Source organism: Psychrobacter sp. ASPA161_6 (genome assembly GCF_051970285.1).
Taxonomy (GTDB): domain Bacteria; phylum Pseudomonadota; class Gammaproteobacteria; order Pseudomonadales; family Moraxellaceae; genus Psychrobacter; species Psychrobacter glaciei.
Genome location: NZ_JBEFNJ010000005.1, coordinates 61,154 through 87,421, shown reverse-complemented (window position 1 = coordinate 87,421; position 26,268 = coordinate 61,154). Strand labels below are relative to the sequence as shown.

Below are 26,268 nucleotides of genomic sequence, written 5' to 3'. Positions count from 1 at the left end.
AAGGGGTGGAGCTGAGTAAGAAAATTCCCCTAACTTAGGTTTATATATATTAACTTAGGTTCGTGTAGGTTTTATGATGATGGTGGTCTGCCTCCTTCTCTAGCGTAATCGGGTGCTACCTCCTTAATCCAAGATTTAATATTTTTTGCTTGGTCGGGTAGTTCATTGTGAAACCCAAGTGAGTAAAGTTTTGAATATATAATTTCTGCCATTTCAGTAATTTTAATTTTATTCTGTTTGTCTGCTTGCCATTCTTTATCGGCTATATGTTTAGCCATATGCTTAGCCAATAGTTTGTGGGGGCTAACCCCTTTCTTTTTTAAAAAATCCGTGTCTAAAGATTTAACTTCTATATTTGGTTCTTCAATACTTGAAATAAGCTCTTCAAGCTTTGCAATGCCACTACTAAGTATTATTAAATCACTTCTATTAAACTCAAAATATGGCGTTATATAAGGTTTTTGACTCTCTCTATTCCCTAAATAATAGTCCACAACTTTTGGAGTACATAACTTAATAGCACTATCAATAGCTAATGTTATATCCTCTTCGTTGTCTGGAAAAATATCAATACTTGGATATAGGGCAAGAGTGAATGCTACACTGTCCTCGAAATCTCGTAATAAATAATCATCTAGATAATCCAGACTAGATGCATTGCCGTTTGGTGTAGCTATTGGTAGAAAACCCCCAAATAACGAGGTTTCATCAATATTATCTGTTGTTATCTTACTATCAAATAAAAATGCCCTTATAGTCTCTAAGCTTAGTTCTAGAAATCCTCCTGTATTTTCCATAACTGCAGATAGCATACTATCTATCCTAGAATAGGCTAATCTGTTAATTTTTAATACTTCTTTAAGAGTATTTCTACGTAGCTCCATATCATCGTTTATAAGCCTTACTGACTTATAAGAGCTCATTACATAATCACCAGTAAGTTGAAAGTTTTTACCATATATAAATAACGGTATTTCATATTGAACAACTTTTTTCAAAAGCTTATGCGCATTAATGTTGTCAGTTTTATATTTTCTATTAAGATATTCGCTTGCCTCTTCTAAGCTATAGTATTCAGCCTTATCAAAATTTAAAGCTATATCATCATTCACATTCATACCTTTACGCACCATTAAACCAAAGTAAATACAAAGCAGCGAAAGTGTAAGAGTACGAATGCCTTCACCTTACCTAATCAATCCTAGCCTTGTCCAAATTCTTATTATTACTCACTTCATTGTCTATCATACAATCCCCAGCTAAATTTAGCACAAAAAAAAGCCAACCATTGAAAACAATGATTGGCTTTTCTCTTTACTACTATGTTTGGTCGGAACGGCAGGATTTGAACCTGCGACCACTACACCCCCAGTGTAGTGCGCTACCAGACTGCGCTACGCCCCGAATGACTGACTATTTTACGCAAAATTAGGCATATTGCAAGGGCTATTTATTTTAGCCAAAATCTATAACCTTAATTTACGTATCACAGTCAGCATAACCAATCAGCAATTAACCTTAACCCAGTAGCTCTTTTAGAATTTGGTTGACTTGCTGCGGGTTGGCACTACCGCGACTGGCTTTCATGACTTGACCGACCAGACCGTTAAAGGCTTTTTCTTTACCGCCACGATACTCGTCAACCATGGCTTCGTTTTTAGCAATGACTTCTTCAACGATGGCTTTGATCGCGCCCGTATCGGTTTCTTGCTTGAGACCTTTTTCTTCGATGATTTTGTCAGCGGCATCATCAGCATCACCGCCCGCGCGTTCATACAGGGCACTAAAGACTTTCTTAGCCAACTTGCCAGATAGGGTATCGTCTTTGATACGCGCTAGCATGCCAGCCAATTGCTTGGCGCTGATAGGGGAGTCGATGATATCTTTGTCATCTTTGTTCAGTGCGCCGAGTAGATCGCCCATGACCCAGTTGCCTGCCATTTTGGCATCTGATTGTCCTACTTCAGCGACGACTGCTTCGAAGTAATCGGCAATTTGACGGCTACCAGTTAAGATACGAGCGTCATACTCTGACAGACCAAGTGCTTCTTCAAAGCGAGCACGACGAGCCACTGGTAGCTCAGGCATCGCCGCTTTGATCGCATCAACCGTATGCTGCTCGATGCGGACAGGCAGTAGGTCAGGATCAGGGAAGTAGCGATAGTCGTTGGCGTCTTCTTTGGTACGCATCGTACGAGTTTCGTCGCGCTCTGGGTCATATAGCATCGTCGCTTGCACGACTTTACCGCCGTCTTCAACGATGTCGATTTGACGCTCGATTTCACGATTGATGGCGCGTTCGATAAAGCGGAACGAGTTTAAGTTCTTTAGCTCAGTACGCGTGCCCAATTCTGCACCCGGCTTACGCACAGAAACGTTACAGTCGCAGCGGAACGAGCCTTCTGCCATGACCGCATCTGAGATACCCAACCACGTGACCAGCTGATGAATGGCTTTAATATAGGCCAGTGCTTCGTGAGCAGAGCGCATATCAGGCTCAGAGACGATTTCGATTAATGGTGTACCAGCACGGTTGAGATCGACACCAGTCATACCATCGACAGCATCATGGACAGATTTACCAGCGTCTTCTTCTAAATGCGCGCGGGTGATACCCATACGTTTCGGATATTCGTTCTTTTCGCCTTCATTAACCACGACATCGATATACCCTTCGCCAACGATCGGGTTGGCCATCTGAGTAATTTGATAGCCTTTAGGCAAATCAGGATAAAAGTAGTTTTTACGGTCAAAGGTATTAAATAGACCCAGCTCAGCATTGACGCCAATGCCGAATTTTAGCGCACGATCGACTACGCCAGCATTTAGCACTGGCAAGACACCAGGCAGACCCAAATCTACAATACTGGCTTGTGTGTTTGGCTCGTGACCGAAGTCAGTGGGCGCGCTGGAGAATATCTTACTTTCAGTATTGAGCTGACAGTGAATCTCGATACCGATGACGACTTCGTAACCATCAACGAACAGCTCTTTACGAACAGCGTGCTCGCGGACGGCATTGTTATCAGTAGTTGCTGTGTTCATTATACCGTCTCCTTTGCGATGGCAGAGTGCTGTAGATGATGATCCGTATGCTGCTGGAACAGGTGCGCGGTCGTGAGTAGTTGACTCTCTTGCCAATGCTTACCGATTAACTGTAAGCCAATAGGTAGGCCTTCTGAGTTTAAACCAACTGGTTGGCTGAGCGCAGGCAGACCGGCTAAGTTAACACCGATGGTATAAACATCGCCCAAATACATGGTGGCAGGATCGAGGTCTTCAGCAAGCTTGTAAGCAGCCGTTGGTGCCGTTGGGCTGGCGATGACATCACAGTTGGAAAAAGCATCTTCGAAGTCTTTAACGATTAAGCGGCGTATTTTTTGTGCTTTAGTATAATAAGCATCGAAATAACCAGCAGATAATGCGTAAGTGCCAGTTAAGATACGGCGCTGTACTTCAGGACCAAAACCTTCAGAGCGTGAGCGTGTATATAGATCGATGAGATCTTTTGGGTTCTCACAGCGATAGCCAAAGCGTACACCATCGAAGCGCGACAGGTTAGATGATGCTTCAGCAGGAGCCAGCATGTAGTAAGTCGCCAACGTGATCTCAGGATCAGTAATGTTCACTTCTACGATGGTTGCACCCAGCTCTTCGTATTTTGTCAAAGCAGCACGTACGGCTGTTTCTACTTCAGCATCAAGCCCTTTACTAAAATACTCTTTAGCGACACCGATACGTAGACCAGCAAAGGGTTTATCACCAGCGGCGGCTTCTGCATCGTTGATGTCTTGTACGTAGTCAGGCATGTCATACTTGATAGACGTTGCATCACGCGCATCGTGTCCGATCATTGGTTGCAATAGATAAGCGCAATCTTTGGCACTACGACCCATACTACCAGCTTGATCCAGACTTGAGGCATAGGCAATCATACCGAAGCGAGAGACGCGACCATAAGTGGGCTTGATACCAGTTAGACCACAAAATGACGCAGGCTGACGAATAGAGCCGCCGGTATCACTACCGGTTGCGACTGGCACAAAACCTGCGGCAACCGCGGCAGCACTACCACCTGATGAACCACCAGGGACGCGCTCTAGATTCCAAGGGTTTTGCACCGTACCATAGTATGAGCTACTATTGTCTGAGCCCATCGCAAACTCATCCATATTGAGCTTGCCCAAGCTAATCATGCCTGCTTTGTCGATGTTTGACACGATAGTAGCATTATAAGGTGACACAAAGTTATGTAGCATTTTTGAGCCACAAGTCGTCAGTACGCCTTGGGTACAAAAAATATCTTTGTGCGCCATCGGTACACCAAGTAATGGGCGCTGATCGCCTTGCGCCCGCATCTCGTCCGCTGCTTGCGCTTGTGCGCGTGCTGTCTCAGACGTATGAGTGATAAAGCTATTAATCTTACTGTCTAGCGCATCGATACGCTTGATATAGTGTTCAGTTAATTCCGCGCTGCTAAATTGTTTTTCTTGCAAGCCCGTAATAAGCTGCTGGGTACTTAATAAATGAAGTTCAGACATAAGGTGTCGTCCGTCAAAATGTTAATAGCATAAAATAAAATGAGATAAAGGCAGAAATAGAGCCGACCAATTATTCAATCACTTGTGGTACCAGATACAAGCCGTCTTCAACTGCTGGCGCGACCGATTGGTTACGTTCACGATTGATATTGTGTTCGGCGACGTCGGCACGCAAGTCTTGGCAAGCCTCATGGATATTCGATAGTGGTTTAACATCAGTCGTGTCCACATTACCAAGCGTATGCATCAGTTTTAATACTTTGCTGATTTCGTTGGCATAGCTATTGGCGGTCGTTTCATCGACACCCAAGCGCGCAAGGCTGGCAACTTCTAGGATTTCTTCACGGCTGACGTTGCTGTCAGACGTTGCTGGTTGCTGTGACATAGTTTCTCCAGTGAAGGACAGTTTTTGTTAGAGTAAGTAGGTTTAAAAGTAGCGCTTAAAATAAGCACTTAAAAAGCCGCTGTTAAAACCAGTAATGAAAATTAAATTGCTGTTAAAAGCAACCACTATAACTGGCTACTAAAATAAGAGTGAGATAGCATAGGCTTATTATAAAGCATCTGACCCAAGTTTACAGAGCCTGACGCTTGATTGCTGCACAATCTCAACCAAGCCACCATGATTCACAAAGATTTGCAAAATTGACCGCATGATTCTCAATTGCTTACCCATTACGTTCTGAAATACGTTACAGTATGCACCTGTGATGCTAGGCAAAACTATCATTTGCCTGTAGAGCCTTGTTAGTTATTGAATTAAATGATGTTTCATTAGGTTGAATGGTATTCACTGCCATTTCAAACTTTGTAACAACTTTTAGCGTTTAAGACCAAAATCCTGCCTTACTGATGCAAATACCTGTGTTTTTTTTGAGCTAAATCGGTATAATTTAGCCCAGTTTTGTCATTTCATCATTATTGCTTAGGTTTGACTTGTTGCGATGCACCAATTTCGCCACAGTTGATGTCTAACGACGACCTGCTCAACACTGACGAGTAACCCTCTCAGTCACTCTCATTCGCCTCATTCGTAAGATGCTGGATATATTAGTCATGAACCTGTTTGGATTTTTATCAAATAATATCGCTATCGACCTTGGTACTGCGAACACTTTAATTTTTATTCCTAATAAAGGCGTGGTGCTCGATGAGCCTACGGTGGTCGCGCTACGAAGCAATCGTACCCATAACCCTACCGTTGCTGCGGTTGGCATCGATGCCAAGCAGATGCTTGGTCGTACGCCTGCCAACATCACGGCGATTCGTCCCCTAAAAGACGGCGTGATTGCTGACTTTGAAGTGACCCAAAAAATGCTCAAGCACTTTATCGGCAAGGTAAAGGCGAAGCGTTTTATGGCACAGCCCAACGTGGTCGTTTGTGTGCCATGCAAATCAACTCTCGTTGAACGCAAAGCCATCCGTGAAGCCGTATCATCAGCGGGCGCAAGCAAAGTGCTATTGCTAGAAGAGCCGATGGCCGCTGCTATTGGTGCTGGCATGCCAGTGCATGAAGCGAGTGGCTCAATGGTGGTCGATATCGGTGGTGGTACAACTGAGATTGCGGTTATCGCTCTATCAGGTTGCGTGTATGCCGAGTCGATTCGTATCGGTGGCGACATATTTGATGAAGCCATCATCACTCATGTACGCCGTACCCACGGTTGTGTGATTGGTGAAACCACTGCTGAGCGTATCAAAAAAGAAGTAGGCTCGGCCCTGAATGAAGACAGTCAATTAGAAGTCGAAGTTCGTGGTCGTAGCATGGCAGAAGGCGTGCCAAAGACCTTTACGGTCAATTCAGAAGAAGTGCAAAAAGCGTTAAGCGACCCACTAAGCGGTATTGTCAGTGCAGTAAAAGCAGCACTTGAGCAAACCCCACCTGAGCTGTCATCAGATATTGCCGAGCGTGGTATTGTTTTGACCGGTGGCGGTGCATTGTTGCGTGATTTAGACAAGCTGATTTCAAGAGAGACGGGTTTGCCAGTGACAGTCGCTGACGATCCATTGACTTGCGTCAGTCGTGGTGGCGGTATCGCCCTCGACTTTATCAATAATAAAAGCTTAAACATGATTTTTGTTTAAGTGACCATTTGTTTAAGTAGCTTTTTATTTAAATGAACATCAGTTGCTGTTAACCGTGATTTTTTACAAGCATGCTTCAGTGATGGTTAACACGATTGTCAAACATTCGATTTAACGATAACAGTAAATAACGATAAAGGTAGCCAGTTGCGCTGCCTTTAATCATATTACTAATTGCCAGCTACAAGCATCGCCACTAAATGCTGATAACGATGAGATCGTTAAACATTGTTATAATTAGCGCTAGGTATTGCTCACATTAGAAAACCTTAATTAGATGACTTATGACGCCAAGTATTTTTGCACGCCAGCCATTAGCACTTCGTAAGGCTGCTATTGTATTGATAGTAGCGTTGATAATGATGTGGTTCGATAGCAAAAATCCGGAATGGTTCAGTCCTGTACGCAATACCAGCCATGCCGCTATGCAGCCTATCTATGAATTGTCACTATTGCCAAGCTATGCTAAGCATTGGGCAAGTGGCAGCTTACAATCAAAAGAAGCGCTACGCCGCGAAAACATGCAATTAAAATCGCAGTTGATTCACGCGCAGGCCAAGCTCCAGCAGCAAGATTATATCTTGGCACAAAATGCGCGCTTGCAAGGCATCTTGTCGACCACCAAACCTGAACAGTTTGAGCTAAATTTGGCACAGGTTATCGGTACAGACACCAATTTACTTCGCCAAATCGTCGTGCTTAATAAAGGCGCGCAAGCTGGCGTGCAAGTTGGTCAAACGGTCATCGACGAAGACGGCATATTGGGTCAGATCATTAATGTTTATCCCAATACCAGTCGCTTACTGCTCATTACTGATGAGCAGCAGTCGGTAGCAGTAACGGTTAAACGTACGGGTCAGCGGGCGATTGTGACGGGTCAGGGAATACCCACTTCTTTAAGCCTCAATTATGTCTTCAAAACCTCAGATGTGCGCGTGGGTGACGAGCTGGTTTCTTCAGGTTTAGGTGGTCGCATTCCAGCAGGCTATCGAGTCGGTCGGATCGCTCATGTCAAAGACACGCAAGCAGATAACTTCAGAAGTATTGAAGTCACGCCAGCGGCAAATTTTATCGATAATGCCTACGTATTAGTGCTTCAAGACAAGCTGATAGATAAAAGTAATGTGGGTTTCGATAGTAATGGTGGCTGATATTCAATTTATACATCGCTAACCACTTTGCCGGGCTCGCTCTATAATATCTTCACCCATACCTTTTTAGTGATGTTTTTTCAGCTAAATAGACGTTCAAATGGCCGCCACCAAACACTCGCTAAGGTAGGTATTCATGACGTATTCTGACTCTAGGCACCCAATCGGGATCTTGCTCATTGCGATTGTTACCAGCTTTGTCGTTGCCTCATCGCTCAATGTCTATCCATTAAGTCCTAGTATGGCTACCTTGCGTCCCATGATTATGATCATGGTGCTGATTTTTTGGCTGCTGTTTCAGCCACGTTACGTTGGTATCTTTACCGCGTTTACCATTGGTTTAGCGGCAGACCTTTTGATGGACACCCACTTAGGTCAGCAAGCCTTTGCTGCTGTGATGGTGGCACTTGTGATCAAGATCAGTAGCATTTATGTCAGAAAGTTAAACACTGTCAATGCTTGGCTTATCGCCTCATTAGGCTTGATGCTGTTTCAACTGAGTTTGTGGATGCTACAGATGTTTATCCAAAACATTTTTGTCGCGCAGTCTGCCTTTTCTTTATTGATGAGTATAGTCAGCTGGCCTCTAGTGCTATTAGTGTTACGAAAATTTGCGCGTTAATCAATTCAGTTACTACCTCAATAATTGCTTTTGAGAGCCTTTCTGTTGTTAGTAGTGTTAATGTGATTGGCAGTAGAATTTATGCTCAACATGAAAGCTGCCAATCCTGAAAGTCTCTGTGCCTTTGATAATTGATATGATCATAATAAGAGAATAGCAATGGATATTATTTTAGCCTCTGGTTCACCGCGTCGTCGGGAGTTGCTCGCTAGAGCGCAGCTGGATTTTACAGTCATGAGCGTCGATATCGATGAAACACCACAAGATAATGAGCTACCAAAAAACTATATTGAGCGTATGGTCGCTGCCAAAGCGACTACCGCAGTACAACAGCTAAATGACACCGTTGAAACAAACAAAGACAACCTCGCTGAGCAGCTTATTATTTTGACTTCTGATACCATTGGTGTGCTACCAGATGGTCAGACAGTACTGGTAAAACCAGCCGATCGCGAGCACGCTTATCGCATGTGGCAGCAAATGTCAGATAATACCCATGAAGTATGGACGGCGGTACAAGCTACCCATGTATCCTTAGTTTCTACGCACACTCATACAGAAAGCCATGAGCCAGTATTCCAAGTCGTCAAGCAACAACAAATCACCGAACGTACGGCAGTCACCTTTATACCTCTTACGACGGAGATGATGAGCTGTTATTGGGAGAGTGGCGAACCTGCTGATAAAGCAGGTGGCTACGGTATTCAAGGTTTGGGTGCTGCATGGGTTAGCCGTATCAATGGTAGCTATACCAATGTCGTCGGCTTGCCGCTTTCGCAAACGCTGGCATTGCTTAAAGATATTCTAGATACTGGCACTCATTAAAAAGCCACAATGGTAGAGCAGCCCTTATCAATGCGCTAAAAGCCCGCTGTTCATTGTCTGCACATAACGACACGCTAGGGTAATGGGCAAGAGCAAGTTGCATTTGTTACACTGTAAATCTAATAGACGATGACTGTCTAACAAGAAAGCTGAAAGATAAGAGAAAACATTATGTCCGAAGAGCTGCTGATTAATATTAGTCCAATGGAGTCGCGTGTCGCCGTACTAGACAACGGCATTTTGGGCGAGATCTATATTGAGCGACATCACAAACTGGGTTTGGTCGGTAATATCTATCTGGGTACTGTTGTGCGTGTCCTGCCGGGTATGCAAGCGGCCTTTGTTGATATCGGTCAGTCACGGACAGCGTTTTTACATGTCAATGATATGCAGCGCGAGCCTCGCCCAATAGTAGAAAGAAAAAATAAAGTACCTGAGGAGAGTAAGAAGGAGGCAGATACGAATACAGACAACACTGTGGTGGAAAACGGTGTTGATAGTTTAGACGTCAGCCCGCCAGTGGTCAGTGCGCAAAGTACCGATGTCGTTCCTGTTTCTAAAACCCTTATCCAGCACCGCTTGCATGAAAGCCAACGTATTCTTGTCCAAGTGACAAAAGATCAATTGGGCAGTAAAGGTGCTCGCCTGACCACCAACGTCTCTCTGCCGTCGCGCTATCTGGTATATTTACCATCGAGTGATCATATCGGTATATCACAGCGTATCGATGGCGAAGAAGAGCGTAACCGTCTCAAGACTGAGCTAAATAGTTTGATGCAAACCGTCAACCTAAAAGGCGGATTGATTGCCCGTACAGCTGCCGAGCGCGTGCCTGTCGATAAACTAGAAGAAGACATTTATTATTTGTTACAGCTTTGGCGGACTATCTGCGCGCGTCGTCAGGAAATCAATCATCATCAAAGCTCAGAGCTTATTTACCAAGAGCTGGCTCTGCCACTACGCTCGATTCGTGACCTAGTACATACCGATACCGCAAAAGTCGTCATTGATAATGCACAAATCTACGAGCAAGTCAGGCAGTTCGCTAAAGAGTTCGTGCCTTTCGTCTATGATCGAATTGTGCATTATACCGCGGAGCAATCTTTATTTGACGTTCATCGGGTTGAAGACGATTTACGTGATGCTTTAAAACGTCGCGTTGACTTAAAGTCAGGTGGCTACTTAATTATTGACCAGACCGAAGCGATGACCACGATTGATGTCAACACAGGCTCTTTTGTTGGTGGACGTTCATTAGAAGATACGGTTTACAAAACCAACTTAGAAGCCACTCATGCCATCGCTCGACAGCTGCGTTTGCGCAATCTTGGCGGTATTATTATCCTAGACTTCATTGATATGTTGGAGCAGCAGCATAAAGATGACGTGCTGGAGAGTTTACAGTCGCAACTGGCACAAGACTATGCCAAGACGAAGATTACCCAAGTCAGTGAACTTGGTTTGGTAGAGATGACTCGTAAACGTACTCGTGAATCGCTAGGGCAGCAGTTGTGTGAGCCGTGTTCAACTTGTCAAGGCCGCGGCTTTGTCAAAACCGCTGAAACCGTCTGCTTTGAGATATTTCGTGAAATCATGCGCTGTGCTCGTACCTATAATTCTCCTAAGAAGTTTACGGTGGTTGCCCATGCCGCAGTCATTGATTTATTACTCACCTCAGAGTCGGATACGGTAGCAGATTTAGAGTATCTGCTGGGTAGAGTGATTACTTTTGATGTCGAAAATCTCTATACCCAAGAGCAGTATGATATCGTTTTAGACTAATGGTTTGCCCATTACTAAAATATTCGGCGCAAATTATTGACTACAAGTGACATTGTTTATAAAGCCTAATATCTTGAAATGCCATAGATATTGCTCTTGCAATGACTGAAATACTATGTATAATATATACCACTGAATTATATATGCGCAGCCAATCAAACAGCTGGCGCTATGACAGCTAGAGCATCGTTTCTAGCACTATTTCATTATGCCTTTGCTGACATCCTATTATGGAAGGGTCGGCGGGGCTTTAAACTATTTTGCTTTTGGCACGCTACAAGTTCGAATAAAGAACTCATTCTGGTTAAGAACAGAAGGCAGCTTTAAGTAAATATTTAACCAAACGGCTTTTGGTCATATCTTTGCAAAGCAAGAATGACGAAAGCACATATTAGGAGCTTGCTGGCATGGCTAACCAGAGAATCCGTATCCGTCTTAAGTCTTTTGATCATCGTCTGATTGATCAATCTGCACAAGAGATTGTTGATACTGCAAAGCGCACCGGTGCGCAAGTTTGTGGTCCTGTACCGTTGCCGACTCGCATTGAGCGCTTCAACGTTCTAACTTCACCACACGTAAACAAAGACGCTCGTGATCAGTACGAAATCCGTACTCATAAGCGTATGGTTGACATTGTTCAACCTACCGATAAAACTGTGGATGCGCTAATGAAGCTTGACTTAGCGGCGGGTGTTGACGTTCAAATTGCTTTGGGTTAATGCACATAAACACCCAACCCATTAATATAAGATATAAAGAGGTCTAAAATGGCGATCGGTTTAGTCGGTAAAAAATGCGGCATGACCCGTGTCTTCACTGAAGCAGGCGCATCTATCCCTGTAACAGTGGTTGAGATCAGTGCTAACCGCATTACTCAAGTAAAAAATACTGATGTAGATGGCTATCAAGCCATCCAAATCACCACAGGCACCCGTCGTGACAGCCGCGTAACAGCAGCTCAAAAAGGTCACTTCGCTAAAGCCGGCGTTGCCGCTGGTCGTGGTGTTTGGGAATTTCGTGCCAATGACAGCGATCTTGAAGGTCGTGAGATTGGTGGTGAGATCCTAGCTGACTTGTTTGAACAAGGTCAGATGGTTGATGTCACAGGAAACAGTAAAGGTAAAGGCTTTCAAGGCGGCGTGAAGCGTCACAACTTCAGCATGCAAGATGCCACTCATGGTAACTCAGTATCTCACCGTGCCATTGGTTCAACTGGTCAAAACCAGTCACCAGGTAAAGTCTTCAAAGGCAAAAAAATGCCAGGTCAGATGGGTAACAAACGCGTTACCGTTCAAGGCCTAGAAGTGATATCGGTTGATGTTGAAAATGGGTTACTTGTCATCAAGGGTGCTATCCCAGGTGCCACCGGTGGCGATGTCATCGTACGTCCGTCAGTCAAAGCCTAAGCAAGGGGATTAACGTGGATTTAAAAACAGTTACAGGGGCGGCAGTTGAGCTTTCTGATACGGCTTTCGGTCGTGAATTCAACGAAGCACTAGTGCATCAAGTCGTCACCGCATATCTTGCTGGTGCTCGCCAAGGTACACGCGCTCAAAAGACCCGTGCCGAAGTTTCTGGCGGTGGCATTAAGCCATGGCGCCAAAAAGGTACTGGTCGTGCTCGTGCAGGCTCTATTCGTAGTCCTATATGGCGTGGGGGCGGACGCACATTTGCGGCCAAACCACAAGATTGGTCACAGAAAGTCAACCGTAAAATGTATCGCGGTGCTATGCAGTGTATCCTAGCCGAATTGATTCGCCAAGAGCGTTTGATCTTGGTTGAAGAGTTGAGCGTTTCTGGACCTAAGACTAAAGAGCTTATCGCAAAGTTAGGTGAGTTAAATGCATCACGTGCATTAATCGTCACCAAAGAAGTTGACGAAAACTTATACTTAGCTGCTCGAAACATCCCACATGTCAATGTACTTGATACAAGTGAAGTGGATCCAGTGAGCTTGATCGCTTTTGATAAAGTGATCATGACAGTCGAAGCTGCGAAACAATTTGAGGAAGCACTAGCATGAATAACGCAAGACTTTATCAGATCCTAAGAGGACCTGTATTCTCAGAGAAATCTCAAATGCTTGGCGACTCACTTGGTGTGCAGGTATTTAAAATTGACTCTAACGCTACTAAGTTAGAAGTTAAAAAAGCAGTTGAGATGATGTTTGAAGGTGTTGAAGTTTTAAAAGTAAACACATTGAACGTTAAAGGTAAGACAAAGCGTTTTGGTAAAAGTATCGGCCGTCGTAATGACTATAAAAAAGCCTATGTTACCTTAAAAGCTGGTCAAGATGTACAAATGGCTGATGCTGGTGAAGAGGTCGCGAATACGACTGCTTCTACTAGTGAAACAGCGAATAACGAATAAGGATTACACTCATGCCTATCGTAAGAGCAAAGCCAACATCACCAGGCCGTCGTTTTGTTGAAAAAGTAGTGCATCCACACCTTTATAAAGGTCGTCCGTTTGCAGCGCTTCTAGAATCAAAAAGCAAGACCGGTGGTCGTAACAATAATGGCCGTATCACTACTCGTCACATCGGCGGTGGTCATAAGCAACATTATCGTATTATTGATTTTAAACGTACTAAAGACAATATCCCAGCTACAGTAGAGCGTATTGAATACGATCCTAACCGTACTGCGCATATTGCTTTACTTAAGTACGCTGACGGCGAACGTCGTTATATTATCGCTGCTAAGAAACAAGTAGTTGGTGATACTGTAATGTCAGGTGAATTATCACCAATTCGTCCAGGTAACTGTTTACCGCTAAAAAACATACCACTAGGTACTGTGATCCATAATATCGAACTTAAAATCGGTAAAGGTGCACAGATGGCTCGTTCTGCGGGTGCTAGTGTTCAGTTGCTAGGTCGTGACGGTATTTATGCTATTCTACGTATGCGCTCTGGCGAAACACGCCGTGTACACGTGAATTGCCGTGCTGTTATTGGTGAAGTTTCTAACACTGAAAACAACTTGAAATCACTTGGTAAAGCTGGTGCTTCACGTTGGCGTGGTGTTCGTCCTTCTGTTCGTGGTGTCGCTATGAACCCGGTTGATCACCCACACGGTGGTGGTGAAGGTCGTAATAAAGGTCGCCATCCAACTAGCCCTTGGGGTCAGAAGTCTAAAGGACTTAAAACGCGTCACAATAAGCGTACTGACAACATGATCATCCGCCGCCGCGCCAAGAAGAAATAAAGGAAGAATTTCATGCCTCGTTCATTGAAAAAAGGTCCATTCATAGACGCGCACTTATTTGCTAAAGTTGAAAATGCATTAGACACCAACTCACGCAAACCAATTAAGACTTGGTCGCGCCGCTCGATGATTCTGCCACAAATGGTTGGCCTAACTTTATCTGTTCACAACGGCCGTACTCACGTACCGGTTATTGTGAGTGAGCAGATGGTTGGTCATAAACTAGGTGAATTTGCCCCGACTCGTACGTATCGTGGTCACGGCATTGACAAAAAAGCTAAGAGATAAGGTGCTTACCATGGAAGTAACTGCAAAATTACGCGGTGCCGCCATATCGGCACAAAAAGTTAGACTCGTTGCTGATGAAGTTCGTGGCAAATCTATCGAGCGTGCTTTGGATATCCTAACGTATAGTAATAAAAAAGGCGCTGTGTTTGTTAAGAAATGTCTTAACTCAGCCATCGCCAATGCCGAAAACAACAACGGTTTAGACATTGATACGCTTAAAGTATCAACCATCTACGTTGATGAAGGCATTACGCTAAAACGTATCCTACCACGTGCCAAAGGTCGCGCTGATCGTATCAGTAAGCGTACCTGTCACATCACTATAAAGGTAGGAGAATAAGTTATGGGTCAAAAAGTACATCCAATCGGAATTCGTCTTGGTGTTGTAAAAAAGCATAATGCAAATTGGTATGCTAACCCTAAACAATACTCAGAATACCTCATTAACGACATTCAAGTTCGTGAGTATCTACGCAAAAAGCTAGATAACGCTATGATCAGCAACATCATGATCGAGCGTCCTACTGGCGCCGCTAAGATTACCATCGCCACTGCGCGTCCTGGTATTGTTATCGGTAAGAAAGGCGAAGATATCGAAAGACTTCAAAAAGAATTGACCAAAATTATGGGCGTACCTGCTCAGGTCAACATTGAAGAAATCACGTCACCTGATCTTGATGCACGTTTGGTAGCAGACGGTATCGGAAGCCAGCTTGAGCGTCGTGTTATGTTCCGTCGTGCGATGAAACGCGCGGTACAGAACAGCATGCGTTCTGGTGCTAAAGGTATTAAAGTTGAGCTGTCTGGTCGTCTTGGCGGTGCTGAGATTGCTCGTAGTGAGTGGTATCGTGAAGGCCGTGTGCCATTACATACACTTCGCGCTGATATTGACTATGCGTCAGTACGTGCAGAGACAACTTACGGCACCATCGGTGTAAAAGTTTGGATCTTCCGCGGAGAGATCCTTGACGGTATGAACAGTGTTTACAATCCCGTCAAAGAAGAGCAGACTCGTGCGCCAAAACGCCGTGGTCGCGGAAACGGAAACCGTCGAAACTCAGACAGAGGTTAAACTATGTTACAGCCAAAACGTACCAAGTTTCGTAAAATGCATAAAGGTCGTAACACTGGGCTAGCTCATCGTGGAAGCACCGTTGCATTCGGACAAATTGGTCTAAAATCATTGACGCGCGGTCGTATGACAGCCCGTCAAATCGAAGCAGCACGTCGTACCATCACTCGTAAAATTAAGCGTGGCGGTAAGATTTGGATTCGTGTATTCCCAGACAAGCCTATTACCAACAAGCCATTAGAAGTACGTATGGGTAAAGGTAAAGGTCCTGTTGAATATTGGGTATGCGAAATCAAACCTGGTAAAGTGCTATATGAAATTGAAGGGGTACCAGAAGAGCTTGCACGTGAAGCTTTCACGCTTGCTGCAGCAAAACTGCCCTTTAAAACTACCATTGTTAAGCGGACGATAATGTAATGAAGATCAGTGAATTACGTGATAAATCATTAGAAGAACTGACCCAGTTACTTGATGAAAAGCAACTTGATGCTTTCCGTATTCGTATGGCTAAAGCAACTGGTCAGTTGGGTAATACCCATGAAGTCAGAGGCAATCGTCGCACGATTGCTCAGATTCAGACTTTGATTAACGAGAAACAACGAGGCGACTCATGAGCGATAACAATCAAACAGCTAATGCTAGCGTATTGACAGGAAGAGTTGTCAGCGACAAGATGGACAAGTCCATCACAGTTTTGATTGAACGTCTTGTACGTCATCCTTTGTATGGCAAGCAGCTTCGTCGTTCTACAAAAATCAAAGCTCATGATGAGAATAACGTTTGCCAACAAGGCGACCTTGTCCGCATCAAAGAAACGCGTCCAATCTCAAAAACCAAGTCTTGGACTTTGGTTGATGTGGTTGAAAAAGTAGAAAAAATCTAAGTAAATTGCATTAAAAGCCAGAAGCTGTTAAAATAGCCGCCTTTTTAAGGATGCTGATTGCGCCGAGCGTATATCACTCACATTAAGAGTAGCAGCGGTTATTTATATTACAATGCCGACTACTCATACTGTGCTAGCGGCAGCAACTGGTTTTTATTGCTCATACGTGTGGAGTAACGCTATGATTCAGGTTGAGTCAATGCTGGAAGTTGCAGACAATAGCGGTGCAAGGCGAGTTCAGTGCATTAAAGTACTGGGTGGCTCTCATCGTCGTTATGCATCAGTTGGCGACATTATTAAAGTAACGGTTAAAGAAGCCATTCCTCGCGGTCGTGTTAAAAAAGGCGACGTGATGAATGCGGTAGTTGTACGTACCAAAAAAGGCGTCCGTCGTCCTGATGGTTCTGTTCTGCGTTTTGATGACAATGCTGCGGTATTGTTGAACCAAAACAAAGCACCGATTGCAACTCGTATTTTTGGACCGGTAACTCGTGAACTACGTGGTGATCAGTTTATGAAAATTGTATCCCTAGCACCAGAAGTATTGTGAGGTAATCCATGTCAAAATTACGTAAAGGCGATACAGTTATCGTGATTGCTGGTAAAGATAAAGGCAAACAAGGTACTGTACAAGCTGTAAAAAACGATCGTATTAAAGTTGAAGGCATTAACATTGTTACTAAACATCAGAAGCCTAATCAGGCAACTGGCGTTGAAGGTGGCATTCTTAAGCAAGAAGCTTTTCTGCATATCTCAAATGTCGCAATATTAAATGCGCAAACCCAAAAAGCTGATCGTATTACTTATCAGTTCGGCGAAGACGGCAACAAACAACGCGTCTATCGTTCGAACGGTGAAGTAGTGGCGACTGCGTAAGACACTAAGGGTGTAATGGTAATGGCAAGATTAAAATCTTTATATAACGATGAACTAAAGCAGCAAATCAAAGAAGACCTTGGTTTAGCGAATGTGATGCAAGTGCCTAAAATCACTAAAATCACACTTAACATGGGTGTAGGCGGCGCATCTCAAGACAAGAAATTGCTTGAAGGTGCTGTAGCTGATATGACCGCGATTGCTGGTCAAAAGCCTGTGGTCACTAAAGCGCGTAAATCAGTTGCTGGCTTTAAGATTCGTGAAGAATGGCCAATTGGCTGTAAAGTAACGCTACGCGGTGAGCAAATGTACGAATTTTTAGATCGTCTCATTGCCATTGCAATTCCTCGTATTCGTGATTTCCGCGGTTTTTCACCTAAAGCCTTCGACGGACGTGGTAACTACTCATTGGGTATCAAAGAACAAATCGTATTCCCAGAAGTAGATTTTGACAAAATTGATCGTATCCGCGGTATGGATGTGACAATCACCACGTCAGCTGGTAATGATGAAGAAGGTCGTGCGTTACTCAAAGCATTCGGCTTCCCATTTAAATAAGGTAAAGACGTTATGGCAAAGAAGAGCATGATTAACCGCGAATTAAAGCGCGAAAAAATGGTTGCTAAATATGCTGAAAAGCGTATCAAGCTAAAAGAAACTATCAGTGATATGACTGCAAGTGACGAAACTCGTATGGAAGCGATGCTAGAGCTACAAGCTCTTCCACGCAATTCATCACCAGTACGTCTGCGCAATCGTTGTGCTATCACCGGTCGTCCTCACGGTTACTTCCGCAAGTTTGGCTTATCACGCAATATGCTGCGTGAGCGTGTCATGCAAGGCGATGTGCCTGGTGTTCGTAAAGCAAGCTGGTAAGGAGTAACTATATGAGTATGCAAGATACCGTTGGGGATATGCTAACCCGTATTCGTAACGCACAAATGGCTAACAAAGTATCGGTAGCAATGCCGAGCTCTAAATTACGTAAATCAATTGCTGATTTACTGGTTAGCGAAGGTTATGTAGCGAACGCTGTTGTTACTGAACAAGACAACAATAAAGCCACATTGACTATTGAACTGAAATACTTCGAAGGCAAAGCTGTCATCGAAACTATCCAACGTTTTAGCCGTCCTGGTTTACGCCAGCATCGCGGTAAAGACGCTATCCCTACTGTTAAGCAAGGTATGGGTGTTGCTATCGTATCGACTAGCCAAGGTATCATGAGCGATCGTGCTGCACGCGCTGCTGGTATCGGTGGTGAAATCGTTGCATTCGTTGCCTAATTAGCATTTATGCTATTGGTGATGAGACGACAAAGTCTACTTGAACCCCTTTAAGCTGTTATAAGTCCATAATGATTTGTAATGAGCTTAAAGAAAGCTAAGCATTTGAAGTTGATAAAATTGAATGGTGCTTAATGGGAACAACTATGCTAAACTAGCAGGCTTTTTAGCCTGTTAGTTTTTTCGCTAATATAAAGAAGTTAATTTTTTAAGGAATATTCCTATGTCTCGTGTGGCTAAAGCCCCAGTGACGCTGCCAAACGGCGTAAGCGTTACTTTGAACGATCGGCAGGTCGAAGTGAAAGGCAAGAACGGCAATTTGTCTTTACGCCTGCATGAATTGGTCGAGCTGAAACAGGAAGATGATGCGATCATTTTCTCACCTACAGTCGATTCAAAAGAAGCCATGATGCACACTGGCACCATGCGCGCCCTGCTTAACAATTATGTTACTGGCGTGAATGAAGGCTTTGAAAGACGTCTTCAGTTAATTGGTGTTGGTTATCGCGCGCAAGCTACTGGTAATAAAGTAACGCTAAACGTTGGTTACTCTCATCCAGTAGAATATACGCTACCTGAAGGTGTGTCAGCTGAAACCCCAACGCAAACTGAAATTGTTTTGAAATCAAACAATAAGCAGCAGCTTGGTCAAGCAGCGGCTAATATCCGTGGTTTCCGCCCACCAGAGCCTTATAAAGGCAAAGGTATTCGTTATAGCGACGAACATGTGGTTCGCAAAGAAGCTAAGAAAAAATAAGGTGAGTTGAAATGTTTGATAAAAAAGCAGCTCGTCTGCGTCGAGCTAAGAAAACCCGCGCGCATATCCGTCATTTAGGCGTACATCGCTTAACGGTTAATCGCACGCCAAAGCACATCTATGCCCAGATTATCTCTCCGAACGGTGGTGAAGTGATTGCTCAGGCATCTACCTTAGACGGCAGCTTGCGCTCAGGCGCGACTGGCAACGCTGATGCAGCGACGTCTGTAGGCCAAATGATCGCAGAACGCGCAAAAGCAGCTGGGGTTACTAAAGTTGCCTTTGACCGTAGTGGTTTTAAATATCATGGTCGAGTTAAAGCTTTAGCTGAAGCAGCTCGCGAAAACGGATTGGAGTTTTAATCATGGCTAGAAATGATAAAAATGATAAAAATGAGCAAACAGACGGTTTAGTAGAACGCTTAGTTACCGTTGACCGCGTCGCAAAAGTAGTTAAAGGTGGTCGTATTTTCTCTTTCACCGCATTAACTGTTGTTGGTGATGGCAATGGTCGTGTTGGTTTTGGTCGTGGTAAAGCACGTGAAGTGCCAGCTGCTATTCAAAAAGCGCTAGAAGCTGCCAAACGCAATATGATTACTGTTGAGCTAAACGATGCAACTTTGTATCATCCGATCAAAGCACGTCATGGTGCTAGTAAAGTCTACATGCAGCCTGCATCTGAAGGTACTGGCGTAATCGCTGGTGGCGCAATGCGTGCTGTATTAGAAGTTGCTGGTGTCAAAGATGTTTTGACTAAATGTTATGGTTCTACCAATACTGCTAACGTGGTTCGCGCTACGTTTAACGGTTTACGTGATATGTCAACTCCAGAGAAGATGGCAGCAAAACGTGGTAAATCTGTAGACGAAATCTTGGGTTAACTTAGACTAGGTGAGTTACGATGAAAAAAATGAAAGTCACTCAATTTAAATCGGGTGCCCATCGCCTAAAGAGCCACAAAGCGAGCTTGAAAGGATTGGGTTTACGCCGTATTAATCATACTGTTGAAGTAGAAGATACTCCTTCAACCCGTGGTATGGTCAATCGCGTCAACTACATGGTAAAAGTGGAGGAAGCGTAATGGGTCTTAGATTAAATGAATTATCACCAGGTGTTGGCGCAAAGAAAACTGCCCAACGTCGTGGTCGTGGTATCGGTTCAGGTCTTGGTAAGACTGGTGGTCGTGGTGTAAAAGGTCAGAAATCTCGTTCAGGTTCTAGCATACGCTCAGGATTTGAAGGTGGTCAAATGCCTTTATATCGCCGTCTACCAAAATTTGGTTTTACCAGTAGAATGGCAATGACGACTGCTGAAGTCCGTCTGTCTGAATTGAATAAAATTGAAGGCGATGTGGTCAGCATTGAAACACTCAAAGCTGCTAATCTTATCCGTCATGATATGAAGCGTGCTCGTGTAATGTTGTCAGGCGAAGTGACTAAAGCTTATACCTTTAAAGGTATTAAAGTGACTAAAGGCGCTAAGCAAGCAATCGAAGCTGCTGGTGGTAGCATCGAGGAGTAGTAACGTGTCAAAACAATCAATGTCATCGGCTGGTATACCGCTTAATCCATTTGCCTTCATACGCAAGTATGACGAATTATGGACGCGTTTATTATTCTTAATCGGCGCATTGATTGTTTATCGTTTAGGGTCACATATTCCAGTTCCGGGTATCAACCCAGTTAACTTGGCTGATCTGTTTTCGCGCAACGAAAACACCATTTTGAGCATGTTTAATATGTTCTCAGGTGGTGCGCTAGAGCGTATGTCTATTATGGCGCTTGGCATTATGCCATATATTTCAGCATCGATTATTGTACAGATGATGTCTGCAGTACTGCCATCGCTTGAAGCCCTCAAAAAAGAAGGTGAAGCGGGACGACGCAAGCTAAACAAGTACACCCGTCAAGGGACACTTGCTTTAGCTCTAGTACAGTCATTAGGAATGTGTGCTGGCTTAATCAGCCAAAATCTTACTTTATCCTCTGGTTTGACTTTTTATATTCCAGCCGTTACTTCATTAGTAGCGGGCGCTATGTTCTTAATGTGGCTTGGTGAGCAGATTACAGAGCGCGGCGTTGGTAATGGTATCTCAATGCTCATTTTTGCGAGCATTGTGGCTGGTACGCCAGGTATGATTTCGCAGTCTATCGAACAGGTCAATCAAGGTCAGATGAACCTGATTGTACTGTTCATTTTTGTACTATTAGGCATCGCGGTTACTGCAGGTATTGTTTATATTGAACGTGCTCAGCGCCGTGTCCCTGTCAACTATGCACAAAAACAGCAACAAGGTCGCAAGATATACGCTCAACAGCAATCACATTTGCCGTTGAAGCTGAACATGGCAGGGGTTATCCCAGCTATTTTTGCCAGTTCTTTGTTGTTATTCCCTGCAAGTTTAGGGCAGTGGGTTGGTCAATCAACTGATCCTACTTTTGTACAAAAAATATTGCAAAATATGGCATTGGTGTTGTCCCCAGGGCAACCGCTATATTTAGTACTATTTGGCGCGATGATTATTTTCTTCTGTTATTTTTATACGGCATTGGTATTTAGCCCGCGTGAAGTAGCAGAAAACCTTAAGCGTAGTGGTGCGTATATCCCTGGTATTCGCCCTGGACAACAAACTCAGCGTTACCTCGATCATGTATTAAACCGACTGACCTTTATTGGCGCGATGTATATGACGGTTATTTGTTTAATGCCGATGGTCGTCCAGTCATCGTTTGGTGTGCCGTTTCAACTCGGTGGTACATCTTTACTGATTATGGTGGTTGTGGTAATGGACTTCATCTCGCAGATTCAAGCGCATTTGATGACCCATCAATATCATGATCAGACGTTAATTCAATCGCCCACTCAACCTTAAATGAGCGGTACGATATTTCAAGGAGTATGCTATGAAAGTTCAAGCATCAGTTAAGAAGATTTGTGGTAGCTGTAAAGTTGTGCGTCGTAAAGGTCGTGTACATATCATCTGTACAGCAGAACCGCGCCACAAGCAACGTCAAGGTTAATATTTAGTATTATAAGGTCTTAGACTTTTGTTACTATTTCAATTAATACTTGAAAAATGACGGCGGATGGGATATCATCCGCCACTTGCCGTGTTTATGCAGAATATTTTGTAATGCTATCAATGGTTAGGCTTTTAACTAAGCTAAAACAGCGATAGTGACCATAATATATTTAGTATTAACAGCAACAATTCTGAAGAATAATGCCTTATTGATAAATAACGCTTATTTTTCTTTAATGGAGAGAAATCAATGGCTCGTATTGCCGGCGTAAACATTCCGGATAATAAGCATGCTGTTATTTCACTAACTTACATCTTTGGTGTAGGTCGTACCACTGCTCAGAAAATATTAGAAGCAGTTGGCATTGCCCCTACTACTAAAGTTAGTCAGTTAGATGATACACAGTTAGATGCTATCCGTGCACAAATTGCAAATTACATGACTGAAGGTGATCTTCGTCGTGAAGTTTCAATGAATATCAAGCGTTTAGTTGATCTTGGTTGTTACCGTGGCATACGCCATCGTCGTAACCTACCAGTTAGAGGTCAGAACACCAAGAACAACGCTCGTACTCGTAAGGGTCCGACACGCCCTCTCAAAAGATAATTAACTTAGGAAGCTAAAAGATGGCAAAAGACACTCGCAGTCGCAAAAAGGTGGCTCGTCGTTCAGTATCGGAGGGCATAGCCCATATCCATGCGTCTTTTAATAACACCATTGTTACGATTACCGATCGTCAGGGTAATGCATTGGCTTGGGCCACTTCAGGTGGACAAGGCTTCCGTGGTTCACGTAAATCTACACCATTTGCAGCTCAGGTTGCAGCTGAAGTCGCTGGTAAAGCGGCTCAGGAATATGGTGTTAAGAATATCGACGTTTTGGTCAAAGGACCAGGACCGGGTCGTGAGTCTGCGGTAAGAGCACTAGGTGCATTGGGTTATAAAGTTAACAGCATCTCTGATGTAACCCCAATCCCACACAATGGTTGCCGTGCGCCGAAAAAGCGCCGCGTCTAATATTAAAGACGAAGCTTTTTATCCCAAAAGCTTATAGGAGACATAACAATGGCCCGCTATATTGGACCAAAACTCAAATTATCACGTCGTGAAGGTACAGACTTAGGCCTTAAGTCTGGTGTTAAACCATACGATGTTAAAACGAAAAAAGCTGGTCGTCCACCAGGTCAACACGGTGTAAGCCGTAACAAGACCTCAGAATATGCTCTACAGCTGCGTGAAAAGCAGAAAGTTAAGCGTATTTATGGTGTACTAGAGCGTCAATTCGCTAACTACTATAAAGAAGCTGCTCGTAAGCGCGGTGCTACCGGTGAAAACCTACTAGCCATGCTTGAGAGCCGTCTAGATAACGTTGTATATCGCATGGGCTTTGGCTCAACTCGCGCAGAAGCACGTCAGCTAGTCAGTCATCGTACTGTTATGGTAAAAAAAGCTGGCCGTGATGAGTTTGTTCGTGTGAACATTCCATCAATTCAGCTTCAAGATGGTGATGTCATCGCTATCCAAGAGAAGTCTCGCGAACAACTACGTATTAAAAACGCTATCGAATTAGCGACACAACGTGGTATTCCAGAATGGCTAGATGTTGATCACAGCAAACTACAAGGCACGTTTAAACAAGCGCCTGATCGTATTGATCTACCTGCTGAAATCAACGAAAGCTTGATCGTTGAGCTATACTCTAAGTAAATGACGTACTGCTCGATGTCATGAAAATGGCATTGAGCAATTAACGTTAATTAAACCAGTTTAATAAATCGAGGTGACATCATGATGCTAAATGCAACTGAGTTTCTAACGCCGAATGCCATTAACGTGGATACGGTTAATGAAACGATTGCGAAAGTCACGCTCGAACCGTTAGAACGCGGCTTTGGGCATACCCTAGGTAATGCCTTACGTCGTATCTTGTTATCTTCATTACCTGGTGCTGCAGTCATTGAAGCTGAGATTGATGGCGTTGACCATGAATACTCTACGCTTGAAGGGCTACAAGAAGATGTACTTGACTTGCTTTTGAACTTAAAAGGCTTGGCAATTACGCTTCATGACCAAAATGAAGTATTTTTGACCTTGGATAAACAAGGTCCAGGCACTATTACTGCTGCAGATATCGCGTTACCACACAATGTTGACATCATCAATCCAGAATTGGTATTGGGTACATTGAGTGATCGTGGTCATCTTAAGATGCGTTTGCGCGTAGTAATGGGTCGTGGATATGAGCCAGCAAACCAGCGCCGTGAAGATGGTGATACTAAGGCAATTGGACGCTTAAAGCTTGATGCAAGTTTTAGTCCTGTGCTTCGTGTTGCCTATCAGGTTGAGAACGCTCGTGTAGAGCAGCGTACTGATCTTGATCGTCTTATCATTGAGCTTGAAACTAATGGCACTATAGATCCAGAAGAAGCAATTCGTAAAGCAGCCACTATTTTACAACAACAGATTTCTATCTTTGTTGACCTAGAAGCTGAAGAAGCGCCTGAGCCTGTGAAAGAGAAAGAAGAGGTTGATCCGGTGCTATTACGCCCTGTGGACGATCTTGAACTAACGGTTCGCTCAGCCAACTGCTTGAAAGCTGAAAACATTTACTATATCGGTGATTTGGTACAACGTTCAGAGACTGAACTTCTAAAAACCCCAAATCTTGGTAAGAAATCATTAACGGAAATCAAAGACGTGTTAGCGTCTAAAGATTTAGAGCTCGGTATGCGCCTAGATAACTGGCCACCAGCTGATTTACGTGTTGATGATCGCTTTTCTTATCGTAGCCGTTAAACTTTAAGGATTTTTGACTATGCGCCATCGTAAGAGTGGAGTCAAGCTGGGTCGTACCGGCAGTCATCGTAAGGCAATGTTTCAGAACATGACTAACTCATTATTTGAGCATGAACTGATCAAAACAACTTTACCAAAAGCTAAAGAACTACGTCGCGTTGCCGAGCCATTGATCACTATGGCTAAAGAAGACAGCGTTGCTAACCGTCGTTTAGCATTCAGCCGTATGCGTAGCAAAGCTATGGTAGGCAAATTATTTGGCACGTTAGGTCCTCGTTACCAGACGCGTCCAGGTGGTTATTTGCGTATCGTAAAATGCGGTCATCGTGATGGTGACAATGCGCCAATGGCATATGTAGAATTAGTTGATCGTGACTAATTTTATACTGAATATATGATTCATAAAAAAGCTCCAATCGATTGGAGCTTTTTTTTATGCGTTTAAATAAGTAGTTATAATAGCAAAGAACTAACGTCAGCAGCACCTTGTCTGATGATTTCAGGCTGGCTACTGGTCATATCAACGATAGTGGTTAGCTTAGTGGTTTTTATACCTGCGTTAATGAGACCGTCTATTTGGTTGCTTAACAGATCTTCTATTTCAAACGGATCATCAAGTATATCATCGCGATTTGGTAATATTAATGAGCTGGTTAAGATAGGCTCGTCCATGGCTGCCAAGAGTGCTTGGGCGATAGGATTACTTGGCACACGAATACCAATGGTTTTTTTCTTCGCATGTGCCAGTTTCTTTGGTACGTCTTTTGTGGCATTAAGAATAAAGGTAATAGGAGCTGGCGTATGAGCCTTAAGCTGCTTGAATTGCACATTATCTACTGCTGCATAGTTGGCAATTTCACTTAAATCCCGGCACAATAACGTAAATTGATGCTTATCATCAAGCTCACGGATTTGTTTTAATTTTTCGAGGGCGTCTTTTGCGCCTAAACGACAACCAAAAGCATAGCTAGTATCAGTAGGATAAATGATTAACTGATCCTTACGTAATAAATCAGCGGCTTGCTCAATAAGACGTGGCTGCGGATTTTCGGGATGAATATAGAGCACTTGCAT

38 protein-coding genes and 1 tRNA gene are annotated in these 26,268 nt (G+C 43.8%); 33 read left to right on the top strand and 6 right to left on the bottom strand.

From position 1 onward, the window contains the following. Positions 1-71 precede the first annotated feature (71 nt). From ACTQ9T_RS13195 to gatC, 5 genes are all read right to left on the bottom strand, one after another. On the bottom strand, positions 72-1,112 hold the full coding sequence (locus tag ACTQ9T_RS13195) for a hypothetical protein (protein ID WP_144061743.1): 1,041 nt from the start codon (positions 1,110-1,112) through the stop codon (positions 72-74). Between the two features lie 215 nt (positions 1,113-1,327). After that, positions 1,328-1,404: transfer RNA gene (locus ACTQ9T_RS13190), tRNA-Pro, on the bottom strand. Positions 1,405-1,518: 114 nt separating this feature from the next. Then, positions 1,519-3,045 carry an Asp-tRNA(Asn)/Glu-tRNA(Gln) amidotransferase subunit GatB gene (gatB, locus tag ACTQ9T_RS13185; RefSeq protein ID WP_189586262.1) on the bottom strand — a complete coding sequence of 509 codons (1,527 nt, stop codon included), beginning with the start codon at positions 3,043-3,045 and terminating at the stop codon, positions 1,519-1,521. Next, positions 3,045-4,541, bottom strand: a complete 1,497-nt coding sequence (gatA, locus tag ACTQ9T_RS13180) for an Asp-tRNA(Asn)/Glu-tRNA(Gln) amidotransferase subunit GatA (protein WP_440465358.1) — start codon at positions 4,539-4,541, stop codon at positions 3,045-3,047. The genes gatB and gatA overlap by 1 nt, the downstream gene beginning before the upstream one ends. Before the next feature lie 70 nt (positions 4,542-4,611). Continuing rightward, complete coding sequence (gatC, locus tag ACTQ9T_RS13175; protein WP_440465357.1) at positions 4,612-4,926, bottom strand: Asp-tRNA(Asn)/Glu-tRNA(Gln) amidotransferase subunit GatC; 315 nt, start codon at positions 4,924-4,926, stop codon at positions 4,612-4,614. 662 nt (positions 4,927-5,588) lie between these two features. Here gatC and ACTQ9T_RS13170 point away from each other — a divergent pair. The 33 genes from ACTQ9T_RS13170 to rplQ all read left to right on the top strand — a co-directional run bounded on the left by ACTQ9T_RS13170 (position 5,589) and on the right by rplQ (position 25,573). After that, positions 5,589-6,626: a rod shape-determining protein gene (locus tag ACTQ9T_RS13170; RefSeq protein ID WP_026037076.1), complete on the top strand. Its 1,038-nt coding sequence runs from the start codon at positions 5,589-5,591 to the stop codon at positions 6,624-6,626. 284 nt (positions 6,627-6,910) lie between these two features. Beyond that, the gene (gene mreC, locus ACTQ9T_RS13165) at positions 6,911-7,777 is read left to right on the top strand and encodes a rod shape-determining protein MreC (protein ID WP_440465356.1); all 867 of its coding nucleotides are present in this window, start codon (positions 6,911-6,913) and stop codon (positions 7,775-7,777) included. A 136-nt stretch (positions 7,778-7,913) separates the two neighbouring features. After that, positions 7,914-8,399, top strand: a complete 486-nt coding sequence (mreD, locus tag ACTQ9T_RS13160) for a rod shape-determining protein MreD (RefSeq protein ID WP_440465355.1) — start codon at positions 7,914-7,916, stop codon at positions 8,397-8,399. Positions 8,400-8,558: 159 nt separating this feature from the next. Then, positions 8,559-9,224: a Maf family protein gene (locus tag ACTQ9T_RS13155; RefSeq protein WP_440465354.1), complete on the top strand. Its 666-nt coding sequence runs from the start codon at positions 8,559-8,561 to the stop codon at positions 9,222-9,224. A gap of 171 nt (positions 9,225-9,395) precedes the next feature. Further along, positions 9,396-11,006 carry an Rne/Rng family ribonuclease gene (locus ACTQ9T_RS13150; RefSeq protein WP_440465353.1) on the top strand — a complete coding sequence of 537 codons (1,611 nt, stop codon included), beginning with the start codon at positions 9,396-9,398 and terminating at the stop codon, positions 11,004-11,006. Between the two features lie 407 nt (positions 11,007-11,413). Continuing rightward, positions 11,414-11,725: a 30S ribosomal protein S10 gene (rpsJ, locus tag ACTQ9T_RS13145; RefSeq protein ID WP_010196670.1), complete on the top strand. Its 312-nt coding sequence runs from the start codon at positions 11,414-11,416 to the stop codon at positions 11,723-11,725. A gap of 48 nt (positions 11,726-11,773) precedes the next feature. Continuing rightward, complete coding sequence (gene rplC / locus ACTQ9T_RS13140) at positions 11,774-12,412, top strand: 50S ribosomal protein L3 (RefSeq protein WP_010196672.1); 639 nt, start codon at positions 11,774-11,776, stop codon at positions 12,410-12,412. Between the two features lie 14 nt (positions 12,413-12,426). Continuing rightward, positions 12,427-13,029, top strand: a complete 603-nt coding sequence (gene rplD, locus ACTQ9T_RS13135; protein ID WP_010196673.1) for a 50S ribosomal protein L4 — start codon at positions 12,427-12,429, stop codon at positions 13,027-13,029. Further along, a complete protein-coding gene (gene rplW, locus ACTQ9T_RS13130; protein WP_010196677.1) occupies positions 13,026-13,376 on the top strand; it encodes a 50S ribosomal protein L23 in 351 nt (116 codons plus the stop codon). The genes rplD and rplW overlap by 4 nt, the downstream gene beginning before the upstream one ends. 11 nt (positions 13,377-13,387) lie before the next feature. Next, positions 13,388-14,215, top strand: coding sequence for a 50S ribosomal protein L2 (rplB, locus tag ACTQ9T_RS13125; protein ID WP_010196679.1), 828 nt, complete (start codon positions 13,388-13,390; stop codon positions 14,213-14,215). A gap of 12 nt (positions 14,216-14,227) precedes the next feature. Further along, positions 14,228-14,503: a 30S ribosomal protein S19 gene (rpsS, locus tag ACTQ9T_RS13120; RefSeq protein ID WP_010196682.1), complete on the top strand. Its 276-nt coding sequence runs from the start codon at positions 14,228-14,230 to the stop codon at positions 14,501-14,503. A 10-nt stretch (positions 14,504-14,513) separates the two neighbouring features. Then, a complete protein-coding gene (rplV, locus tag ACTQ9T_RS13115) occupies positions 14,514-14,843 on the top strand; it encodes a 50S ribosomal protein L22 (protein ID WP_010196689.1) in 330 nt (109 codons plus the stop codon). A 3-nt stretch (positions 14,844-14,846) separates the two neighbouring features. Continuing rightward, on the top strand, positions 14,847-15,575 hold the full coding sequence (rpsC, locus tag ACTQ9T_RS13110) for a 30S ribosomal protein S3 (protein ID WP_010196691.1): 729 nt from the start codon (positions 14,847-14,849) through the stop codon (positions 15,573-15,575). 3 nt (positions 15,576-15,578) lie between these two features. Then, positions 15,579-15,992 (top strand): 50S ribosomal protein L16, encoded by a 414-nt coding sequence (gene rplP / locus ACTQ9T_RS13105; RefSeq protein ID WP_010196693.1) that lies wholly within the window; start codon positions 15,579-15,581, stop codon positions 15,990-15,992. Beyond that, entirely contained in the window at positions 15,992-16,189 is a 198-nt protein-coding gene (gene rpmC / locus ACTQ9T_RS13100) for a 50S ribosomal protein L29 (RefSeq protein ID WP_010196696.1), read from the top strand. Before rplP ends, rpmC begins: the two co-directional genes overlap by 1 nt. After that, positions 16,186-16,458 carry a 30S ribosomal protein S17 gene (rpsQ, locus tag ACTQ9T_RS13095; RefSeq protein ID WP_010196699.1) on the top strand — a complete coding sequence of 91 codons (273 nt, stop codon included), beginning with the start codon at positions 16,186-16,188 and terminating at the stop codon, positions 16,456-16,458. The genes rpmC and rpsQ overlap by 4 nt, the downstream gene beginning before the upstream one ends. A 181-nt stretch (positions 16,459-16,639) precedes the next feature. Next, on the top strand, positions 16,640-17,008 hold the full coding sequence (gene rplN / locus ACTQ9T_RS13090) for a 50S ribosomal protein L14 (RefSeq protein WP_010196702.1): 369 nt from the start codon (positions 16,640-16,642) through the stop codon (positions 17,006-17,008). Positions 17,009-17,016: 8 nt separating this feature from the next. Next, positions 17,017-17,334, top strand: coding sequence for a 50S ribosomal protein L24 (gene rplX, locus ACTQ9T_RS13085; protein ID WP_010196703.1), 318 nt, complete (start codon positions 17,017-17,019; stop codon positions 17,332-17,334). Positions 17,335-17,355: 21 nt separating this feature from the next. Further along, positions 17,356-17,892: a 50S ribosomal protein L5 gene (gene rplE / locus ACTQ9T_RS13080; RefSeq protein ID WP_010196704.1), complete on the top strand. Its 537-nt coding sequence runs from the start codon at positions 17,356-17,358 to the stop codon at positions 17,890-17,892. Between the two features lie 12 nt (positions 17,893-17,904). Next, positions 17,905-18,210, top strand: coding sequence for a 30S ribosomal protein S14 (rpsN, locus tag ACTQ9T_RS13075; protein ID WP_010196705.1), 306 nt, complete (start codon positions 17,905-17,907; stop codon positions 18,208-18,210). An 11-nt stretch (positions 18,211-18,221) separates the two neighbouring features. Next, positions 18,222-18,620: a 30S ribosomal protein S8 gene (gene rpsH, locus ACTQ9T_RS13070; RefSeq protein WP_010196706.1), complete on the top strand. Its 399-nt coding sequence runs from the start codon at positions 18,222-18,224 to the stop codon at positions 18,618-18,620. A gap of 223 nt (positions 18,621-18,843) precedes the next feature. Continuing rightward, positions 18,844-19,377 carry a 50S ribosomal protein L6 gene (gene rplF / locus ACTQ9T_RS13065; RefSeq protein WP_010196707.1) on the top strand — a complete coding sequence of 178 codons (534 nt, stop codon included), beginning with the start codon at positions 18,844-18,846 and terminating at the stop codon, positions 19,375-19,377. A gap of 11 nt (positions 19,378-19,388) precedes the next feature. Next, positions 19,389-19,739, top strand: coding sequence for a 50S ribosomal protein L18 (gene rplR / locus ACTQ9T_RS13060; protein ID WP_010196708.1), 351 nt, complete (start codon positions 19,389-19,391; stop codon positions 19,737-19,739). 2 nt (positions 19,740-19,741) lie between these two features. After that, positions 19,742-20,257, top strand: a complete 516-nt coding sequence (gene rpsE, locus ACTQ9T_RS13055; protein WP_010196711.1) for a 30S ribosomal protein S5 — start codon at positions 19,742-19,744, stop codon at positions 20,255-20,257. Positions 20,258-20,277: 20 nt separating this feature from the next. Then, positions 20,278-20,457, top strand: a complete 180-nt coding sequence (gene rpmD, locus ACTQ9T_RS13050; RefSeq protein ID WP_010196714.1) for a 50S ribosomal protein L30 — start codon at positions 20,278-20,280, stop codon at positions 20,455-20,457. After that, positions 20,457-20,897 carry a 50S ribosomal protein L15 gene (gene rplO, locus ACTQ9T_RS13045; RefSeq protein ID WP_010196716.1) on the top strand — a complete coding sequence of 147 codons (441 nt, stop codon included), beginning with the start codon at positions 20,457-20,459 and terminating at the stop codon, positions 20,895-20,897. Before rpmD ends, rplO begins: the two co-directional genes overlap by 1 nt. A gap of 19 nt (positions 20,898-20,916) precedes the next feature. Next, complete coding sequence (gene secY, locus ACTQ9T_RS13040; protein ID WP_173240232.1) at positions 20,917-22,248, top strand: preprotein translocase subunit SecY; 1,332 nt, start codon at positions 20,917-20,919, stop codon at positions 22,246-22,248. A gap of 31 nt (positions 22,249-22,279) precedes the next feature. Then, complete coding sequence (gene rpmJ, locus ACTQ9T_RS13035; RefSeq protein ID WP_010196721.1) at positions 22,280-22,396, top strand: 50S ribosomal protein L36; 117 nt, start codon at positions 22,280-22,282, stop codon at positions 22,394-22,396. A gap of 252 nt (positions 22,397-22,648) precedes the next feature. Beyond that, positions 22,649-23,005, top strand: a complete 357-nt coding sequence (gene rpsM, locus ACTQ9T_RS13030) for a 30S ribosomal protein S13 (protein WP_010196723.1) — start codon at positions 22,649-22,651, stop codon at positions 23,003-23,005. A 20-nt stretch (positions 23,006-23,025) separates the two neighbouring features. After that, positions 23,026-23,415, top strand: coding sequence for a 30S ribosomal protein S11 (rpsK, locus tag ACTQ9T_RS13025; protein ID WP_010196728.1), 390 nt, complete (start codon positions 23,026-23,028; stop codon positions 23,413-23,415). 48 nt (positions 23,416-23,463) lie between these two features. Continuing rightward, entirely contained in the window at positions 23,464-24,105 is a 642-nt protein-coding gene (rpsD, locus tag ACTQ9T_RS13020; RefSeq protein WP_010196731.1) for a 30S ribosomal protein S4, read from the top strand. A gap of 81 nt (positions 24,106-24,186) precedes the next feature. Next, positions 24,187-25,194, top strand: coding sequence for a DNA-directed RNA polymerase subunit alpha (locus ACTQ9T_RS13015; protein ID WP_021813386.1), 1,008 nt, complete (start codon positions 24,187-24,189; stop codon positions 25,192-25,194). Positions 25,195-25,213: 19 nt separating this feature from the next. After that, positions 25,214-25,573, top strand: a complete 360-nt coding sequence (rplQ, locus tag ACTQ9T_RS13010; protein ID WP_010196736.1) for a 50S ribosomal protein L17 — start codon at positions 25,214-25,216, stop codon at positions 25,571-25,573. 74 nt (positions 25,574-25,647) lie between these two features. Here rplQ and ACTQ9T_RS13005 read toward each other — a convergent pair whose 3' ends face one another. Further along, positions 25,648-26,268 (bottom strand): L-threonylcarbamoyladenylate synthase, encoded by a 621-nt coding sequence (locus tag ACTQ9T_RS13005; protein WP_010196739.1) that lies wholly within the window; start codon positions 26,266-26,268, stop codon positions 25,648-25,650.